At 66.2% G+C, this 17875-nt stretch carries 19 protein-coding genes; 14 read left to right on the top strand and 5 right to left on the bottom strand.

Annotated features, from left to right (window positions below):
- The 3 genes from rplI to A5705_RS18315 form a co-directional block, all read left to right on the top strand.
- Window positions 1-334, top strand: a 334-nt coding sequence (gene rplI / locus A5705_RS18325) for a 50S ribosomal protein L9 (protein WP_068279093.1), incomplete at its 5' end; no start/stop codon positions are given.
- A 531-nt stretch (window positions 335-865) separates the two neighbouring features.
- Window positions 866-3949, top strand: a complete 3084-nt coding sequence (locus tag A5705_RS18320) for a replicative DNA helicase (RefSeq protein ID WP_082956543.1) — start codon at window positions 866-868, stop codon at window positions 3947-3949.
- A complete protein-coding gene (locus A5705_RS18315; RefSeq protein WP_156763156.1) occupies window positions 3946-4815 on the top strand; it encodes a serine hydrolase in 870 nt (289 codons plus the stop codon). Before A5705_RS18320 ends, A5705_RS18315 begins: the two co-directional genes overlap by 4 nt.
- Window positions 4816-4855: 40 nt before the next feature.
- On the opposite strand, the gene A5705_RS18310 is transcribed toward A5705_RS18315, so the two are convergent.
- Entirely contained in the window at window positions 4856-5887 is a 1032-nt protein-coding gene (locus A5705_RS18310; RefSeq protein WP_068279124.1) for a fused (3R)-hydroxyacyl-ACP dehydratase subunits HadA/HadB, read from the bottom strand.
- Between the two features lie 173 nt (window positions 5888-6060).
- Between A5705_RS18310 and A5705_RS18305 the strand changes: the two genes are divergently transcribed.
- Complete coding sequence (locus A5705_RS18305; RefSeq protein WP_231964252.1) at window positions 6061-6429, top strand: hypothetical protein; 369 nt, start codon at window positions 6061-6063, stop codon at window positions 6427-6429.
- An 80-nt stretch (window positions 6430-6509) separates the two neighbouring features.
- A complete protein-coding gene (locus tag A5705_RS18300) occupies window positions 6510-7223 on the top strand; it encodes a protealysin inhibitor emfourin (RefSeq protein WP_067875527.1) in 714 nt (237 codons plus the stop codon).
- On the opposite strand, the gene A5705_RS18295 is transcribed toward A5705_RS18300, so the two are convergent.
- A complete protein-coding gene (locus A5705_RS18295) occupies window positions 7220-7642 on the bottom strand; it encodes a hypothetical protein (protein WP_067875530.1) in 423 nt (140 codons plus the stop codon). The genes A5705_RS18300 and A5705_RS18295 overlap by 4 nt on opposite strands.
- A 237-nt stretch (window positions 7643-7879) precedes the next feature.
- Here A5705_RS18295 and A5705_RS18290 point away from each other — a divergent pair, with 237 nt between their 5' ends.
- Window positions 7880-8353 carry a GtrA family protein gene (locus tag A5705_RS18290; RefSeq protein ID WP_067875533.1) on the top strand — a complete coding sequence of 158 codons (474 nt, stop codon included), beginning with the start codon at window positions 7880-7882 and terminating at the stop codon, window positions 8351-8353.
- A gap of 214 nt (window positions 8354-8567) precedes the next feature.
- On the opposite strand, the gene A5705_RS18285 is transcribed toward A5705_RS18290, so the two are convergent.
- Both A5705_RS18285 and A5705_RS28205 read right to left on the bottom strand, forming a co-directional pair.
- On the bottom strand, window positions 8568-10034 hold the full coding sequence (locus tag A5705_RS18285; RefSeq protein ID WP_068279086.1) for a phospholipase D-like domain-containing protein: 1467 nt from the start codon (window positions 10032-10034) through the stop codon (window positions 8568-8570).
- Window positions 10018-10185, bottom strand: a complete 168-nt coding sequence (locus tag A5705_RS28205; RefSeq protein ID WP_197516910.1) for a hypothetical protein — start codon at window positions 10183-10185, stop codon at window positions 10018-10020. The genes A5705_RS18285 and A5705_RS28205 overlap by 17 nt, the downstream gene beginning before the upstream one ends.
- Before the next feature lie 171 nt (window positions 10186-10356).
- On the opposite strand from A5705_RS28205, the gene A5705_RS18275 reads away from it, so the two are divergent.
- Entirely contained in the window at window positions 10357-11070 is a 714-nt protein-coding gene (locus A5705_RS18275) for a hemolysin III family protein (protein ID WP_369829609.1), read from the top strand.
- Between the two features lie 4 nt (window positions 11071-11074).
- Here A5705_RS18275 and A5705_RS18270 read toward each other — a convergent pair whose 3' ends face one another.
- Window positions 11075-11932, bottom strand: coding sequence for an LLM class F420-dependent oxidoreductase (locus tag A5705_RS18270; protein WP_068279084.1), 858 nt, complete (start codon window positions 11930-11932; stop codon window positions 11075-11077).
- A gap of 247 nt (window positions 11933-12179) precedes the next feature.
- On the opposite strand from A5705_RS18270, the gene A5705_RS18265 reads away from it, so the two are divergent.
- From A5705_RS18265 to A5705_RS18235, 7 genes are all read left to right on the top strand, one after another.
- The gene (locus A5705_RS18265; protein WP_068279081.1) at window positions 12180-13145 is read left to right on the top strand and encodes a metal-dependent hydrolase; all 966 of its coding nucleotides are present in this window, start codon (window positions 12180-12182) and stop codon (window positions 13143-13145) included.
- Window positions 13142-13330, top strand: a complete 189-nt coding sequence (locus A5705_RS18260; RefSeq protein WP_067875548.1) for a ferredoxin — start codon at window positions 13142-13144, stop codon at window positions 13328-13330. Before A5705_RS18265 ends, A5705_RS18260 begins: the two co-directional genes overlap by 4 nt.
- 4 nt (window positions 13331-13334) lie before the next feature.
- A complete protein-coding gene (locus A5705_RS18255; protein ID WP_068279078.1) occupies window positions 13335-14549 on the top strand; it encodes an NAD(P)/FAD-dependent oxidoreductase in 1215 nt (404 codons plus the stop codon).
- 36 nt (window positions 14550-14585) lie between these two features.
- The gene (locus A5705_RS18250; RefSeq protein WP_067875554.1) at window positions 14586-15551 is read left to right on the top strand and encodes a 2-hydroxyacid dehydrogenase; all 966 of its coding nucleotides are present in this window, start codon (window positions 14586-14588) and stop codon (window positions 15549-15551) included.
- A gap of 140 nt (window positions 15552-15691) precedes the next feature.
- Window positions 15692-16114, top strand: coding sequence for a nitroreductase family deazaflavin-dependent oxidoreductase (locus tag A5705_RS18245; RefSeq protein WP_067875557.1), 423 nt, complete (start codon window positions 15692-15694; stop codon window positions 16112-16114).
- 94 nt (window positions 16115-16208) lie between these two features.
- The gene (locus tag A5705_RS18240) at window positions 16209-17027 is read left to right on the top strand and encodes a formate/nitrite transporter family protein (RefSeq protein WP_067875561.1); all 819 of its coding nucleotides are present in this window, start codon (window positions 16209-16211) and stop codon (window positions 17025-17027) included.
- A 118-nt stretch (window positions 17028-17145) separates the two neighbouring features.
- Entirely contained in the window at window positions 17146-17610 is a 465-nt protein-coding gene (locus A5705_RS18235; protein WP_067875564.1) for an ATP-binding protein, read from the top strand.
- Window positions 17611-17875: the final 265 nt, after the last annotated feature.

The following is a 17875-nucleotide window of genomic DNA, read 5'->3' as shown; positions in this document are numbered from 1 at the left end:
CGCGCAGAAGCAGGCCGACGAAATCCGGCGGGCCCGCGAGACCAAGATGGTGCGCGACCTCGAGCACGCCAACGAGCTCAAGTCGGCGATCGATGCGCTGGGCCCCGTGACGCTGCCCGTGAAGACCGCGGGCGACTCGGGCAAGCTGTTCGGCTCCGTGACCGCCGGTGACATCGTGGCGGCCATCAAGAAGGCCGGCGGGCCAAACCTCGACAGGCGGACCGTCCGGCTGCCCAAGGCCCACATCAAGGCCATCGGCACGCACCGGGTGTCGGTGCACCTGCACCCGGAGATCGACGTCGACGTCGCGGTCGACGTCGTCGCGGACAGCTAACTAAGTAGCGTTTGCTCTCACCAGGCGGCGGCCGCATCTCGGCCGCCGCCTGGTTTTCGGCGCTCGCCGCCCCCTATGCGCAAGGCTTCGCCGCGTGGCGCGCTAGCCGGCTGGCGAACAATTTCCAGGGTCTCGTCGAGTGAACCCCTTAACCACCCCGTAACGCGGCGAAAATGTGGCCGAAAGCCAACACGCCCGACGCAGTAACCTGCGCCGACACGCCGTAGAGATTCTTGTCCACACGAATCGGGGGGAGTTGTACTGCCCTTATCAGCAGCGATGTCATGGTGCCTCGAATTAATCCACAGGTTCTCCACACCCCGCTCAACACAGGTGTCGAAGGATATGCACACACGATGCACAGCGTTATGAACAACGGCCCCTTTAAGTACTGGCCAGCAACGTTTACCGTCGTCCCGGCGCTATGCGGAGATCGGTGGAAGTGGTCGTAGGGTGTCGGCGCCCTGACTTATGCTCTGAACGTCGAATCGAATGTATGTTCGGTACTCGTGGTAGGGGAGGTGAGGGTCCGTGGCGGTTGTCGATGACGTGACTTCCGGCATGGGTTCGCCGCCCCCAAGCGAAGAGTTCGGCCGTCAGCCCCCGCAGGACCTCGCGGCGGAGCAGTCGGTGCTGGGCGGGATGCTGCTGAGCAAGGACGCCATCGCCGACGTGTTGGAACGGCTGCGCCCCGGCGACTTCTACCGCCCCGCGCACCAGAACATCTACGACGCGATCCTCGACCTCTACGGGCGCGGCGAGCCGGCGGATGCCGTGACGGTGGCGGCCGAACTGGACCGCCGTAGCCTGCTGCGTCGCATCGGCGGGGCACCGTACCTGCACACCCTGATCTCGACGGTGCCCACGGCCGCCAATGCCGGCTACTACGCGGGCATCGTCGCGGAGAAGGCGCTGCTGCGGCGACTGGTCGAGGCGGGGACCCGGGTCGTGCAATACGGCTACGCAGGCGCCGAGGGCGCCGACGTGGCCGAGATCGTCGACCGCGCGCAGGCCGAGATCTACGACGTAGCCGATCGCCGGCTCTCCGAGGACTTCGTCCCGCTGGAGGACCTGCTGCAGCCGACGATGGATGAGATCGACGCCATCGCCTCCAGCGGCGGCGTCTCCCGCGGCGTGCCGACCGGCTTCACCGAACTCGACGAGGTGACCAACGGCCTGCATCCCGGGCAGATGATCATCGTGGCGGCCCGACCCGGCGTGGGGAAGGCCCTCGCGTTGAACACGTCGCTGGCCACGCCCGCGGGCTGGACGACGATGGGTGACGTCGCGGTCGGTGATGAGTTGCTCGACGCCGACGGGTTGCCGACACGGGTGGTGGCCGCGACCGGGGTCATGTTGGGCCATCCGTGTTACGAGATCGAATTCTCGGACGGGACGGTCATTGTCGCCGACGCCGAGCACCAATGGCCTACCACTCGCGGCATCCGGACCTCGTCCCAGTTGCGGTGCGGTTGGGACACCATCGCGGCGGCCGGATCATCGAAGCGCTGTGCCGGGCACGGGATCACCACGGCCCTGTTGACTCCGGTATTGCACATCGAATCCGTGCGGCGCGTGGATAGCGTTCCCGTGCGCTGTGTCGAGGTGGACAACGCCGCGCGCCTGTACCTCGCAGGCCCGGGAATGGTGCCGACCCACAATTCCACCTTGGGCTTGGACTTCATGCGTTCGTGCTCGATCAAGAACCGCCTTGCAAGCGTCATCTTCTCGCTGGAGATGAGCAAGTCAGAGATCGTGATGCGGCTGTTGTCCGCCGAGGCGAAGATCAAGCTCGCCGACATGCGTTCGGGACGGATGAGCGACGATGACTGGACGCGGTTGGCGCGGCGGATGAGCGAAATCAGCGAAGCGCCACTGTATATCGACGACTCGCCCAACCTGACCATGATGGAGATTCGCGCCAAGGCTCGCCGGCTGCGGCAGAAGGCCGACTTGCGGCTGATCGTGATCGACTACATGCAGCTGATGACTTCGGGGAAGAAGCACGAGTCGCGGCAGGTGGAAGTCTCCGAATTCTCAAGGCACCTAAAGCTTTTGGCCAAAGAGCTCGAGGTTCCCGTCGTCGCCATCAGCCAGCTCAACCGTGGCCCCGAGCAGCGCACCGACAAGAAGCCCATGCTGGCCGACCTTCGTGAATCGGGATGCCTGACGGCAGCGACGCGAATCTTGCGCGCCGACACCGGCGCCGAGGTCACGTTTGGTGAGCTCATGCGCACCGGTGAGCGTCCGCTGGTGTGGTCCTTGGATGAGCGGCTGAGGATGGTCGCGCGGCCGATGACGAACGTTTTCCCGAGCGGCCGCAAGGAAGTGTTCCGGCTTCGGCTGGCCTCGGGCCGTGAGGTCGAGGCGACGGGCAACCATCCCTTCATGAAGCTCGACGGCTGGACTCCGTTGGAGCAGCTCAAGGTTGGCGATCGTATCGCGGCGCCGCGACGCGTTCCCGAGCCCGTCGACACCCAGCGGATGGACGACTCCGAGGTGATTCTGCTCGCCCACATGATCGGCGATGGGTCGTGTGTGAAGCGGCAGCCGGTCCGCTATGCGTCAGTGGACGAGGCCAACCTCGTCGCGGTGACGGTCTCGGCGGCGCATTTCGGGGTGACCGCGATTCGCGACGATTACCCGGCGGCCCGCGTGACCACGCTGCGGTTGCCTTCCCCGGATCGGCTGGCGCGCGGTCGGCGCAACCCGATTGCCGCCTGGCTCGACGGTTTGGGTCTGTTCGGCAAGCGTAGCTACGAAAAGTTCGTGCCGGAGGCCGTTTTCCGTGCGCCGAACGATCAGGTGGCGTTGTTCCTGCGTCACCTGTGGGCCACCGACGGGTCAGTGCGGTGGGAACATGTGGCCGGTCAAGCGAAGATCTATTATGCGTCCACTAGTCGGCGGCTCATCGACGATGTCGCTCAGCTGCTGCTGCGTCTCGGTATTCAGAGCCGTGTTACTCGAATGCGCAAGGCGGGCTACCGCGACTGCTGGCACTTATGGATTGACAGGTCGGCGAATCAAACTGCGTTTCTGACCAAGGTTGGTGTGCACGGAGCGCGGGGCAAGTCTGCGGAATTTGTACTTCAGCAGCTGCAATCGCGCGTCCGCCGGCCGGGTGCGGACACCGTGCCGGTCGAGGTTTGGGCTAAAGTCCGGGAGGTAGTGGCGCGCAACGCCTTTTCGAGTGCCGAACTGAAAGTCGCAATGAAGACGCGGTTTTGCGACGCACGACTGCTACATGCGCCGGGCCGGTCACTGCTTCACCGGATGGCCGTGACACTAGATGAGCCCGAAATCCATGCGCTCGCTACTAGCGATGTCTTTTGGGACCGCATCGTCGAAATTGCCAACATTGGCGAGCAGGACGTTTATGACGGAACTGTAGACGACACACACAATTTCGTCGCAAATGGGATTAACCTGCACAATTCTTTAGAGCAAGATGCCGACGTCGTCATCCTGTTGCACCGACCGGACGCCTTCGAACGCGACGACCCGCGCGGGGGAGAGGCGGATTTCATTCTCGCCAAACACCGCAATGGGCCCACCAAGACGGTGACCGTCGCGCACCAGCTGCACTTGTCGCGCTTCGCCAACATGGCGAGGTGACGGATAGCCAATTGCTCCAGCAATCGATCGACGATGTCACAGCAACAAGCGCCAACATCGAATGGTCGGTTTGCATTCGAAATGCCGCAGGTCACGAACTAGCCAGCTGTAACGCCGACCGTCCGATGAAGACCGCGAGCATCGGCAAGCTGCTGTTACTCGTCGAGGTCGCAAGGCAATTGGCAGAGGGCGATCTCAGCGGCGCTACCTTGCTCGGCCGGGAGCCAGGGCTCTTGGTCGCCGATTCGGGGATCTGGCAGCACCTGGACGTCGACAGGTTATCCATCCAGGATCTCTGCGTTCTGATTGCCAGCGTCAGCGACAATCTGGCGACAAACGTACTGCTCAAGCACGTGGGCTTGCCCAAGCTTCGCAACCTTGCCGAGTCCCTCGGCTTGGTCCACACGGCGCTGCTGGACTACGTCAGGGACCACCGAGGCCCAGATGACCCGCCGACGCTGTCCACCGGCTCGGCCTCCGAGTTGTCGCTTCTAATGAGCCAACTGGCCCGCCAAGAGCTGATATCCCCAACGGTTTCAGAGCAGGTGAACGCCTGGCTGGCAACATCCGTAGACCTGTCCATGGTCGCGGGGGCGTTCGGGCTTGATCCGCTGGCCCATGCGCCGTCGGATCGAAACTTCTTTGTTCGTAACAAAACTGGCGCCGACGCGGGCGTCAGAGCAGATGTCGGGACGATCGGGCGAGGCTCCGTCTGGTTCGACTACGCGGTGATCGCCAATTGGGACGCCGCCGACCCTGACCTCCGAGGCGCGGCCCTGGCGGGAATGCATGCCATCGGCATGACACTGAGGACCATGACAAAAGTGGGTCGTGACCATGACCCGGGTGATGCCGGGTTTCAGTGAACGCCCAAGCGGGCGAAGCCGACCTGCGTCCAACGGCAACTCAGCGGAAGCGGATGTTCGACGTCGCCATGCCGAAGATCTTCTGATCGCCGGACTTCGCGCCGACGATGACCACCCCGGAGCGGGTATCCGGGTCCAAAGACTTGATACGGCCGCTGAATTCGATGTCCGCACCCTCCGCCGCCGACACGATCGCCGGCTGGGACAGCCGCACGGTGTAGCGGGTTACGGCACCGGGGTCGCCCGACCACGCGGAGGCGAATCCGGCGCCCAGACCCATGGTGAGCATTCCGTGGGCGATCACGTCGGGCAGCCCGGCCAGCTTGGCGATGCCCTCGTCCCAGTGGATCGGGTTGGCGTCACCGGCCACGCCGGCATAGTTCACCAGGTCGCCGCGCGACAGTCGGGTGTGATGCGCCGGCAGCTGGTCGCCGACCTGAACGTCCTCGAAGGACGGCGTGCCCGGCGTACGGGTGGTGCCTCCCCGGGCGATCCGAACCTCGCCCGCAGGCCGCACCGTCTTCTCGTACCCTGCGCCCGATTCGGCGATCGCGAGGAGGTCCACGTCGTGCATCATGATTTTCGGCGCGGCCGATTTGATCGCCGGATCGACATCTTCGGCCGTGACGCCGATGACGGTGGTGTGCAGGGTGTGTACGCGCTCGCCGTCACTGTCGGTGAAGGTGTTGGTGACGGTGATGAAGTCTCTGCCGGCGGTCCTGCGCACCGATGCCAGTTCGACGTCGATGCGCAGCTCGTCACCGGCCACGATCGGGCGGTGCTGTTCGAAGACTTCTTCGGTCTGCAGGTAGGTGTCGTACCCGACGACCACCGATTCGAACATCCGGCGATTGCACATCATGCCGGGAACTGAGGTAAACGTCAGCGGCGCCACCAGGCCGGGGTAGCCCAGCTCAGCGGCGGCGTCGACATCCCAGTGCGCGGGGTGGTAGTCCTGCACTGCGCGGGCGTACTCGCGAACCTTCTCGCGGCCGACCAGGTAGGTGCCGTCCATCTGGTAGTAGTGGCCGACCCGCGATTCGAGCGCCGACACCTCTGTTGCTGCGGTCATGTAGTTGCTCAACTTTTCTGTCGGCCTATTTCGATGAGGCCGACCCAAGCACACTAACGTGCGGAAATCGGAGCTAAACACGCCGATAGGCTTCGCCGGCTTGTTTCGCCGCGGTGGTCGGTGGCCTCGCGTGTCGGACGGCCGCTGTCGGCGTGGCTCCCTACACTCCGGTTGTGCCGTGCTGGGAACAACCTTCGACGATCGCGCCGTGCGGTCATTGCGGTGCGGAGACGGTGTGGCTGAAGACCGCCTATGGCGGGTGGGGGCTGTTCGACGCCGAGATGGTCCCGACGACGGAGAGCTACCAGGGCAATCGGTTCGCGATCGATCGTCGAACGCGCCTGGTGGTCGATCTCGATTGCACCCGCGAAAAGCGCTGGCCCTCAGACTGTCTGCAGCTGCACAAGTTCTCTTGTCCCGGGAGCTACGACCAGTCCCGGTTTTACGCGCGCAGGCCTCGCCAGCAGGGCCACGTGGAGTTGGAGGACTTCTGGGATCGCCTGATGCGGGTGGGATCGGCGCGACAACGGAAGACGAGCTAGTCGAGTAGTCGACTACGCGTGTGGTGCGCCGTCGCAGCTGACACGCTGTTGGCGTCCGGAACCCGGAAGGAAGGGTGGCGATGGAAGTCACGATCGAACGCTGTGGCGGATGGATAGGCCGAGCCGAGCGGCTCGGACCCGTCGACGTCGCGGGAGTGCCACTGGACTCCGCCCGCCGGATCAGCGCCATCGTCGCCGAGATGAAGTTTTCCCGCTTGCCGGCCACCATCACCAAGCCCGGTGCGGCCGACGTCGTCGAGTACAAGACGACCATCGCCGACGGCGGCCGCGCCCATACCGTTTATTCGAACGACCTGTCGGACCCGGCGTATCAACGAGGGCTTGGCGATCTGATCGGGTTGCTCGAGCTGTCCGGGGCGAAGTTCGCGGTGATAGAGCTGGCAGCCACCTCGAAGATCGCGACGGAAGCGGTGCGATACGACCTCACCGGCGGCGGCATCACGCTCGCGTACTTCACCTTCGGTGACCTCAACAAAGAGCGGGTCCTGCAGTATGCCGACGGGTATCGCTCGCTGGACTTCTACGACAAAGATGTCCGCACCGGTGACGTGCCCGACCTTGACGGCCGCTGTGTCATGGTGACGCTCAAGGGCGAGGGCGCCAAGGCGGTCACCGCGACGGTGCTGGTTCCCAGCGTCGTCTTCACCGGCGCCGACACCGCATGGTCGTCACCGGTCGAGGCGGCGATGATCATCGCCGGCCCGGCCGCAAGCGGCCGCGGCAAGAGTTACCGCGCGATCAATCTCGTGGGCGAGGCCTGCAACCACGACTAGGCTTCAGCGGCCGGGCGGTACCGGAATGTCGGCATGCCGAACTTGGTTTCCCCCAGCGCGTTTCGCCTTCCGGCGACAGCCGGACGCTGCTGACGCCCAAGCTGGCCGTCGAATGCGGCGCACCCCAGCATTCCGCTGCGCGGATCGCTCTCGATCAGGCAGGTCGCGGCGATGCCGAGCGTCGCCGCCGTTGAAAACACCTGGGATTGAACGCGCGTCGGCCAAGTCAGCGCCCACACCAACGCCATTCCGGCCAGACTCACGATGAACACCAGCGCCACGGCTCGCTGCGCGAGTGTTCGGGGCCCCGACGGGCTGCTCGGCATCAGCAACGTCGCGGCAGCCAGCGTCGCCAGGATGGTGACCGGTAAGAAGCGGACAAACGGCTTCAACCCACGCGCCGCGAGATATTCCGACAACCAGTCATAGTGGTCGGGTTGACCGCCCCCACACGCCGATCCAGTGCATTCTTCGACGCCCCCGGCCCTCCACGACGGCACAATTCAACGGCACGGACGACAAACCTTCGTCGTATGCCACTGAGCACCGCGGAATAGCGAGGGACTCTTCAATTCCAGCGCGGGTCGGCTTCGCATTCCGCGGAGAGTTGGCCCACTGATCACACGGTGGATACCTGGCCGTGGGACCGTACGCGTGTGCGAGCCGAATTGGGTGCCGGTCGATCGCGGCCGGTCGACCGATTTCATCGGTTCTGCGAGGTGGTCGTCGGTCGGCTCCCGTGGGGGCTCGGATCGGTCATTGCGCCGACCTTCCTGGGTTTCTGCATCATCAACGGCCTCACCTTCAGCGCCGATCTCGCGATCCTCACAGCTCTTCGCAGCGGTCTCGGCCTTCCGGTCCCGGTTGCGGTCACGATCGCGTACGCGTCGGCTTTCACCCTGAGCTACCTACTCAACCGCACCTTCAACTTTCGCTCCCATGCTCCGGTCGGACCACAGGTGGTGGTCTACGCCGTGGTCGTCGTCGTCAACTACCTCGCTTTCATCCTCGGGGTGTCCAGCGTGCTGACGGCCCTTGGCCTGCAATACCAGTTGTCGCGGCTGGTGGCCGGCGTATGCGAAGCCGTGTACATGTACAGCGCGATGAGGTGGGTTGTCTTCCGGCGCTGACAGTGTGGTGCCGGAGACGAAGAGCGGTACGGGACTGATCGATGGCGAGACCGTCGCGTCGACCCGCGACATCACCGGGACCTTCCCCGCCCTACAGCAGGCGGGTTTGCGCTACTCCTGGTCAGGAGACGATCGGCAAGCGTCAAAGCTCCAGCCCGATGGAGAAGATCCAAGGTGAGGCCGTTGCGGTCCAACGATATTCGCGGGCCAAGCATCACTGTGACAGTTTGGCCACCAACCGCCGCATGCTGCGAGTAAGCGATCGCGGAACGTGGTCGGGATCCATCAGTTCGTTCTCGGCCAGCGGGCTGTCCTCGTTCGCCACCGTCCGGCTGGTGAACCGACGCAGTGTCCTGCCCCGCCCGCGGAGCGCCTCGACGGCCTGCAGAAGGGACTTCCCGTCGCGCATCGCGCGCTCGAATTCGTCGGTCGGCACGCCGAGGTGTTCACATACCAGCTGGCCGCGCACCGATCTGATCACCCGCCGGATGTGTTCGTGCCCTTCGTGATCGGGGTCCGCCTCGATGGCGACGTCGCACTCGCTGTCGAAGCCCAAGGACCGGTTGTTGAAGTTCGACGACCCGACGCGCAACAACCGATCGTCGACGATCAAGATCTTCGAGTGAACATATATCGGTGACCCGCCGTCCGTCTCCGGCCAGTAGACGCCCAACCGACGGTGATCGTCGGCCGCCCAGAGGGTCTGGATCAGCCGGTGGCGCGCGCCGTCCATCGTTTCCCGCTCGAGGCGGTTCAACCCCCTGCGGGGAAGGACGATGACGATCTCCGGGCCGTCGCGTTCCCTGAGCCTGGCGGCCAGCGCCTCGACCACCGATCGGGCCGCCAGGTACTGGTTCTCCAGATAAATGGTGTGGCACGCCGCCGCGATCGCGGCGAGGTTGAGCGCCTCCACCTCGCGAATCTCCCGGCGAGCGTTCAGCGTGGGCAACGTGCGCGCGATGCCGACGTCGACCTGGCGCAACATCGGCCGCAGGCCGGACGGCCAAACGGCGCGGGCGCCGTCGATCGGGTCCAGCGACTGGCCGGTTGCCGTTCGCCACCTGTCCCGGGCGACCTCGGCCAGCGCGCCCGCGGCGGCGCCATCCAACGCGGCGGCGACTTCGTGGCGGGCACCGTACCTGCGACCGAGCGCCCGACGAAGGCGGTCGTCGTGCCTGTGTTCCGAAGTGTCCCAACGATCCAGGGTCAGGTCGATGCCACCGCAGAATGCCAAGACGTCATCGACGATCACCAGCTTCTGGTGGTGGACGGAGCCGGTCGGCCGGGCCCCGTCGATGGCCAAACGCAATCGCCTGCTGCTGAGCCGATTTACGACCGACACCGGAGTGATCCCGTACCAGATGCCGTCGAACACCGGCAGCAGGCGCAGGTTGGATTTCAACACGCGGATCTCGAGAGCAGGTCGTCGCCAGAGCAGCCAGTAGAGGAAAGCGCCCAATTGATTCGGGCCGGCGAGTCTGTTCCCGCCCCGTTCGAAGGTCGTCCTGGTGTCGAAGTCCCAGCCGATCAGCATGATTCGATGTTTGGCGCGCAGCATCGCCGCCTTCACGTGCCGGAAATAGGCGGCCGCGTCGACGATGCAGGAGAACTGGTCAGCCGTCTCGACGCGCCAGCACGTCTGACCGGTGATCACACGGAATGGACTATCGCGTGCTCTCATCGGGCAGATCGTGCCGGGACTGGTGCAAAGCGGGACCGTTCGGGTCGTCGTTTTGGTGCTCGAGTTTCTCCTGCAGTTGTTGTTGCTCCGCCGTCGCCTTCCTCGCGTCTTCTGGAGCGGGCGGCGGGTCGACATTGACTTGCGGATCCATCTATGGAGGATCTCCCGAATCGCGAGGTTCGAAACCGGGATAAACCGCTACACGCTATGCACAGATGCGACATAGCGTTTCCACAGCGTGTGGCGAAATGATGGGGGCGGACTGGCGAACTGCCTGGTATCGCGGCCTTGACGCCGAACGGTGTGGCAGGCGGGAGGGACATTGAGCTACCAGATCGATCTGGCCCCGCAGCCCGCGCCCTTCGGGCCGGCGGCCGCCGTCAACGAAGCCCTGACCAAGCCCAGGCTGCGCGGCTGGATCCATCAATACTGCGCCGTCGCGGCCGTCGTGGCGGGCGCGCCGCTGGTGGTGGTGTCGTGGGCGGAGGCATCCAAGCGGGCCGGGCACTCGACGCTGACGTACACCCTCGCGATAGTGGCTATGTTCGCCGTCAGCGCCGTCTACCACCGCGTCCAGTGGGAGTCCGCGGTGCTACGGAACTGGATGAGGCGGCTCGACCACTCGATGATCTTCGTGCTCATCGCCGGCACCTATACGCCGTTCGCCAGGCTGGCCATGCCACGAGGCACCGGGCACGTGGTGCTCGCGATCGTCTGGGGCGGCGCGCTGGCCGGAATCGCGCTGACACTGGTCTGGCCGACGGCTCCGCGCTGGCTGGGGGTGGCGCTCTACCTGCTGCTGGGCTGGGTGGCGATCTGGTACACCGGGTTGATCCTGCACAACGCCGGAACGGCGGCGACGGTGCTGCTGGCGGCCGGCGGCGCGCTCTACAGCATCGGTGCGGTGTTCTACGGGCTGCGCTGGCCCGATCCCTGGCCGACGACGTTCGGCTATCACGAGGTGTTTCACGCCTGCACCGCGCTCGCGGCGATCTGTCAATACATCGCCATCTGGTTCGCGGTCTTCGGCCGATAGCCCGTCACTTCAGGTCGGCGGCGACGCGCTCCAATGCGGCGAGGTGGTCATCGACGGTCGCCAGGCCGGCGCTCATGGTGTTCACCGAGAGGTGGGTGGCGCCGGCGGCTTTCCAGGCGGCGATATCGGCGGCGGCCCGTTCGGGGTCGCCGGACCAGTTGACCCGACCCTCCATCCCGAGGCCGTCGGCGTCGCGGCCGGCGGCCACCGCCGCCCGGTTCACCTGCTCGCGCGCGTAGTCCAGGCCGGGCCCGGGTGCCATCATCGGGAACCACCCGTCGCCGAGCCGTCCGGCGCGTTCGTAGGCGCGGTCGGAAGCGGCGCCGAACCACACCGGGATCGGGCCCTGGATCGGCAGCGGGGCCAGGCCGGCCCCGGTCACCGTGTGGTATTTGCCGTCGAAGGTCACCGACCGTTCGGTCCACAGCTTGCGCATGAGCTCGACCTGCTCCTCGGAGCGCTTGCCGCGGTTGCTGAACTTCTCGCCGAGCGCCTCGTACTCGACCGCGTTCCAACCCAATCCGATGCCGAACCGAAACCGCCCGTTGCTGAGCAGGTCGACCTCGGTGGCCTGCTTGGCCACCAATACCGACTGCCGTTGCGGCAGGATGATGACGCCCGTGACGAGTTCGAGCGAGGTGATCGCGGCCAGGTAGCCGAGCATGACGAACGGCTCGTGGAACGTCGTTTCGATGTCGTAGGGACCCTGCCAGCCCTGGTGCACGGCGGGGTCGGCGCCGAGGACGTGGTCGTAGGCGAGGATGTGGGCGAAACCCAGTTCTTCGACGCGCTGCGCATAGGCGCGCAGGACTGTGGGGTCTCCACCGAGCTCGGTCTGCGGGAACACGACACCAATGCGCATTGCCCGTGCAACCGACTCGGGCCGCGATTCCTTCCGCGGCCGAAGGTCATTCCAGTAAACACACGTTCACAGTGAACTGTCAGGGAATCCGGTACCGCCGGTACGCATGAGTGGGCGGGTGCGTGGGTACCCGCCCCGGGTGGACGGTCGCGAAGTGGCGGCCCGCGTTCCGCTCCTGGATCGACCGGTTCCTCGAAAACGAAGGGGAGGCCGACGGCACCGCATCCGTCGGCGGGAGGAGCAGCTGATGCCCGAGGTCCAACTGCACCACGAGGGACATCCGAAGTACCGACGGATGGTCCGTTTCGACTGGTCGGAAACGCCGCTGCACTGGGTGCCCGGCGATCCGTTCTCGACCCACATGATCAACGTCCTGCATCTGCTGCTGCCCGAGGGCGAGCGCCATTTCATCAAGGCGGTCCTCGAAGCGTCGTCGCTGGTCGACGACCCGGAGCTGGAGGCGGCGATCAAGCCCTTCATCCAACAGGAGTCCTGGCACGCCTGGGCGCACCAGATCGTGCTGGACCACCTGGCCCAGCAGGGCATCGACACCAAGCCGTACACCGACCGGCTCGGGCGGGTCTTGTCGATGACGCTGGGCGATCCGCCAAGGTGGTTTCCGCCGGCCATGAAGCGGTGGTGGCTGTATCGGCGGCTGGCCGATGTGGCCGCGCTCGAGCATTACACCGCGATGTTGGGCCAGTGGGTGCTGACGAACCGGGGTCTGGACTACGCGAAGGCCGACCCGATGATGCTCGACCTGCTGCGCTGGCACGGCGCCGAGGAGGTCGAGCACCGCTCGCTGGTGTACGACGTCTACCAGCACGTCAGCGGCAACTACTGGATCAGGGCGTTCTCCATGTTCTTCACTACGCCGTTGTTCATCGCCTGGTGGGTCGCGGGTGCCCGCTACCTGATGGCCCACGATCCGACCACCGACCAGAAGTGGCGCTGGCGGGATTGGCTGTGGGCCGCCCGCGAGTACCGCTTGCCGGGCCCGTGGAAGCTCATGGTGACAACGCCGGTCCGGTATCTGCGGCCCAGCCACCATCCGAACGACGAGGCGTCCACCCAGATGGCGGTCGACTACCTGAACTACTCGCCGGTGGCGAAGGCCGCCCGGGAGCGTGCGCTGTCCCAGGCAAAGTCACCGGATCAATCCCAGGGGATCGAGACTTCGAGCAATGGAGCACGAAAGGTTGACGTTCGATGAAGGTTTCGGTGGATCTCGACACCTGCGACGGCAACGGCGTGTGCATGAGCATTTGCCACGAGGTGTTCGACGTACGAGAAGACGGACTGCACGTCCTGCAGGAGGAACCACCGGAGGAACTGCGCCGGCAGTTGATCGGCGCCGAGGTGTCCTGCCCCACCCAGGCGATCAGGGTGAAGGAGTGATCCGATGCCGAGCCGTCAGCTGAGCGAGGTTGTCGTCGTCGGTGCCGGCGTGGCCGGGACCCGCGCGGCGGAAACCCTGCGACAGGAGGGCTACGACGGTGGCCTGACCATCGTGGGGGCGGAGCGGCACGCCCCGTACCACCGGCCGCCGCTGTCCAAGAAACTGCTCACCGGCCAGGTGCACCGCGCCGGCGTCGACCTCGCGCCGCAATTCGAGTTGGAGGCGCGCGTATTGCGGGGCGCGTCGGCGATCAAGCTGGACCTGTCCTCGCGCACCGTCCATCTCCGTGACGAAAACCAGGACTTGGCATTGCAATTCGATGGGCTGGTGATCGCCAGCGGCGCGACGCCGCGGCAATGGCCCGGTGCGCCGGTCCCCGACGGGGTGCTGACGCTCCGCACCGTCGAGGACTGCCTGGCCATCCGGGAACGCCTGGGCTCGCGCGCGCGGGTGGTCGTCGTCGGCGGCGGGTTCATCGGTGCCGAGGTGGCTGCCAGTTGCCGATCGATCGGGCTGGACGTGGTCCTGGTGGAGAAGGCGGCCAGCCCGCTGCTGGCGGCGTTGGGCAAGGAGCTCGCGCCCCGCTGGGCCGAGCTGCACCGCCAGCACGGTGTGGACGTTCGGCTCGGCGTGGGCGTCGAGGCCTTCGTCGGCAACGGGCGGGTCGAGGCGGTTCGGCTGACCGATGGTTCGCGCGTTCCGGCCGATGTCGTCATCGTCGGCCTCGGCGTCACTCCCGCGACCGACTGGTTGGACGGCTCGGGGTTGCGCGTGGACGACGGTGTGGTCTGCGACGCCACGGGCGCGGCGGAGGGCGACACCGGGGACGCCGCCGTCGTCGCCGCCGGTGATGTCGCGCGCTGGTGGCATCCGCTGTACGAGCGGCACCTGCGCACCGAGCACTGGGACGACGCCGGGCGTCAGGGCGCGGTCGCGGCACGGACGCTGTTGGCGGGCCCCGACCGCGCCGAGACCTTCGACGAGTTGCCGTATTTCTGGTCCGACCAGTATGACGTCAAAGTCCAAATGCTGGGTGTCCCAACGGGTTACGACGAGATCGAGGTCATCGAAGGTGATCCCGACGCGTGGGAGTTCGTCGCCGCGTACGGCCTGGGTGGCCGCACCATCGCGGTGCTGGGAACCATTCCCAATCGGGTGTACGCCTACCGCGACGCCATCACCAAGCCTGCCGAGTTTCCGCCGAAGCGGGCGGAGTGAGAAGCGAGGGCGTTCGCGCGTCGTCATGATGTACGCGTGACGGTGAACAAGACCAACGCGGTACTGCGGGTCGGCAGGTTCGAACCCACTTTCGCCGAGGAGCTGGCCCTGCGATACGACGTCCCCTCGCTTCCCGACGGCCGGGAGCGCACCCGGTTCCTGGCCGACCATGCGGCCGGCGTCCGGGTGGTCGTGACCTCGGGGCAGCCCGGCGTCGATGCCGACACCATCGCGGCGCTGCCCAACCTGGAGGCGATCGTCAACAACGGAGCCGGCGTGGACGCGATCGACCTGGAGGCGGCGAAGCGCCGCGGCATCGGCGTGAGCAATACGCCGGATGTGCTGTCGGACACGGTCGCCGACACGGCGCTGGGCTTGATCCTGATGACGCTGCGCCGTTTTGGCGCCGCCGACCGCTACGTGCGCGCGGGTCGATGGGCGCGCGGCGGACAGTTTCCCTATGCCAGGGACGTCAGCGGCCTGCAGGTCGGCATCCTCGGGTTGGGCAGGATCGGGTCGGCCATCGCGACCAGGCTGCTCGGCTTCGACTGCGCCATCGCGTATCACAACCGCCACCGAATCGATGAGTGCCCGTACCGCTATGCGGAGTCGCCGGCGCGGCTGGCCCAGTCGGTCGATGTTCTGGTGGTCGCCACCACAGGCGACCACCGGACGCGCAAGCTGGTCGACCGCACCGTCCTGGAGGCGTTGGGCCCCGAGGGCTACTTGATCAACATCGCGCGTGGCAGCGTCGTCGACCAGGAAGCGCTGGTGGAGTTGCTCGTGGGCGGCGGGTTGGCGGGAGCCGGGCTGGACGTCTTCGCCGACGAACCCCATGTGCCGGCCGAGCTGTTGAGCCTGGACAACGTCGTGGTGTTCCCTCACATCGGCAGCGCAACCGCGCGGACCCGCAGGGCGATGGCGTTGCTCGCGATTCGCAACCTCGACAGTTACCTGGACACCGGAGAGCTGGTGACACCGGTATTGCGTCCGCGTCGATGACGTCGCCGTTTCGGTCGAGTGTTTTGCAGGAGGCGAAGCGCGCCGGCGGCAGCCTTGTTTGTCACCATCCGGCGCGCGAGGCAGTCGGCGAGGCGTCGCGGCGGGGAATGGATCGGCCGGCCCGCCGTGTTGAGAGGGCCATGACCGACGGGATTGAGCTCAGCCCCAGGGATTGGGTGCGCGAGCAGACCGAGCGAATTCTGCACCAGGGCACGACGGACGGGGTCGAGATCCTCGACCGACCCGTCGTCCTGATGACGGTCACGGGCGCCAAGTCCGGCAAGCAGCGGTACGTGCCGCTGATGCGCGTCGAAAACGGCGGTCGGTACGCCATGGTGGCCTCCCAGGGCGGCGCCCCCACCCACCCGTCGTGGTACTTCAACGTCAAGGCCAATCCGGCGGTGACGGTGCAGGACGGCGAGAAGGTTGTGGCCCTCACCGCCCGCGAGCTGGACGGCGCCGAGCGGGAGGAGTGGTGGCGGCTGGCCGTCGAAGCGTTCCCGCCGTATGCCGAGTACCAGACCAAGACGGCCAGGCAGATCCCGGTCTTCGTGCTCGAGTAACACCGGCGCGCCACCGGCTATAACCAACGTCACATCTCGGCGAGGCATGACCCGCCGACGGGCGGGTATTCACGGCTGGCCGTGAGAGCCCAACATGAGTGAGACGATTCAACGCCAGCTCGGCGAAACCGACAGCCCGATCGAGGACCGGCTCGAGGACGCCTTCTGCAGGATGCTGGGCGAGGGCACCCAGCGCATGCACCGCACCTGGCGCGGGGTGCTGGTCACCGGCTTCTTCGGGGGCACCGACGTCGCGCTGGGCGTACTCGCCTACCTATCCGTCCTGCACGCCACCCACCAACCGCTGCTGGCGGGTTTGGCGTTCTCGATCGGCTTCCTGGCGCTTCTGCTCGGCCACAGCGAGCTGTTCACGGAGGGCTTCTTGGTGCCCGTCGTCACCGTCGCCGCGAAACGTGCCAGCCTCCTGCAGCTGCTCAGACTATGGGGCGGCACGCTGTTGGCCAACCTCGCCGGCGGCTGGGTGATCATGTGGCTGATCATGACCGCGTTCCCCCAGCTCCACGAGCAGACGGTCGCGTCGGCCACCCACTTCGCCACGGCACCCGTGTCGGCACAAACCTTGGCGCTGTCCGTACTCGGCGGCATGGCGATCACCTTGATGACCCGGATGCAACAGGGCACCGAGTCGGTGCCCGGCAAGATCGCCGCCGCCGTCGCTGTGGCTTTCCTCCTGGCCGGTCTGCAGCTCTTCCACTCGATCCTGGACTCGCTGCTGATCTTCGGTGCGCTAGCTGCTGGGCGCGCGCCGTTCGGTTACCTCGACTGGCTGGGATGGTTCGCCTACACGGCGGCCGGCAATGTCGTGGGCGGCCTCGGTCTGGTGACGCTGCTGCGGCTGTTGCGCAGCAAGGATCGGCTGCAGGAGGAGCGCGCAGCCGTCGATGCCGCATGATCGCGCCGGCCGGCCCGAATCCTGGTGCCGCACCCGCGAACTCAGCTGAGTGCAAGCTGTGGCCGAAGCGAGACGCGGACGGGTTATCGATCGGGCCGCGACTGGGTATGTGTACCGCATGACCGCAGATCCACCGATGGCCGCCACTCCGGCGCGATTCGCCCGCGCGGGCGCCGCCGACGCCCTCACGGCAACAGAATTGCGGCGCGCATTGCGCGGGTGGCTGCGCGAGGCGACCGCAGTGCCTGCGGCCGTGTGCGACGACATCATCTTGGGCGCCGGTGAAGCGCTGGCGAATTGCGTCGAGCACGCATACCGCACGCATCCCACCGCCGGCACCATGGAGCTCGAGGCCAGCCACGATCCCGCCGCGCGATCGATCAGCGTGTGCGTCAGCGACCGCGGGACCTGGCATCGGCCCTCACCGGCCAAACCCAACGATCCTCGGGCGTCGCGCGGCATCATGTTGATGCACGCATTGGCCGATCACTGCACCATCGACGCGCGCCCCAGCGGCACCAGGGTGTGCCTGGATTACACCACCGATCCAGTTATGTTGCGAGACAACGCTACTGGCGTCTAGTGACGCGGCGGAGGCAGCCCGGGCACCGGCGCGGACAAGCCTTCGCGGATCCCGCGATCTATCTCTTCCCGTGGATCTGCGTCGCCCGGAGCCGGTCCTCGGCAGCCGCAGCGGAGCCCGCCGTAGGGGTTCGGCCCGGCGTCGACCCCGTCCGGGCCGGCGTGCGCCGGTGCCGTGCCCCCAACACAGCAGCCGACAGCAATGGCCAAGCAACCCAGCAGTTTCGACATTGAAATCGACATTGCGGCACCTCCGTCAGCACCCG

It is taken from the genome of Mycobacterium sp. E787 (assembly GCF_001668725.1).
Lineage (GTDB): Bacteria > Actinomycetota > Actinomycetes > Mycobacteriales > Mycobacteriaceae > Mycobacterium.
Note: the sequence above shows the minus strand (reverse complement) of the source record. Positions and strands in the feature narration are given on the sequence as shown.

What these genes read in the sequence shown, in the direction of transcription:
- A5705_RS18240 (WP_067875561.1), top strand. Translation starts at nt 16,209, where the DNA reads ATGAGTGAGACGATTCAACGCCAGCTCGGCGAAACCGACAGCCCGATC.
- A5705_RS18265 (WP_068279081.1), top strand. Translation starts at nt 12,180, where the DNA reads ATGCCCGAGGTCCAACTGCACCACGAGGGACATCCGAAGTACCGACGG.
- A5705_RS18260 (WP_067875548.1), top strand. Translation starts at nt 13,142, where the DNA reads ATGAAGGTTTCGGTGGATCTCGACACCTGCGACGGCAACGGCGTGTGC.
- A5705_RS18285 (WP_068279086.1), bottom strand. Translation starts at nt 10,034, where the DNA reads ATGAGAGCACGCGATAGTCCATTCCGTGTGATCACCGGTCAGACGTGC.
- A5705_RS18245 (WP_067875557.1), top strand. Translation starts at nt 15,692, where the DNA reads ATGACCGACGGGATTGAGCTCAGCCCCAGGGATTGGGTGCGCGAGCAG.
- A5705_RS18235 (WP_067875564.1), top strand. Translation starts at nt 17,146, where the DNA reads ATGACCGCAGATCCACCGATGGCCGCCACTCCGGCGCGATTCGCCCGC.
- A5705_RS18300 (WP_067875527.1), top strand. Translation starts at nt 6,510, where the DNA reads ATGGAAGTCACGATCGAACGCTGTGGCGGATGGATAGGCCGAGCCGAG.
- A5705_RS18270 (WP_068279084.1), bottom strand. Translation starts at nt 11,932, where the DNA reads ATGCGCATTGGTGTCGTGTTCCCGCAGACCGAGCTCGGTGGAGACCCC.
- A5705_RS18310 (WP_068279124.1), bottom strand. Translation starts at nt 5,887, where the DNA reads ATGACCGCAGCAACAGAGGTGTCGGCGCTCGAATCGCGGGTCGGCCAC.
- A5705_RS18255 (WP_068279078.1), top strand. Translation starts at nt 13,335, where the DNA reads ATGCCGAGCCGTCAGCTGAGCGAGGTTGTCGTCGTCGGTGCCGGCGTG.
- A5705_RS28205 (WP_197516910.1), bottom strand. Translation starts at nt 10,185, where the DNA reads ATGGATCCGCAAGTCAATGTCGACCCGCCGCCCGCTCCAGAAGACGCG.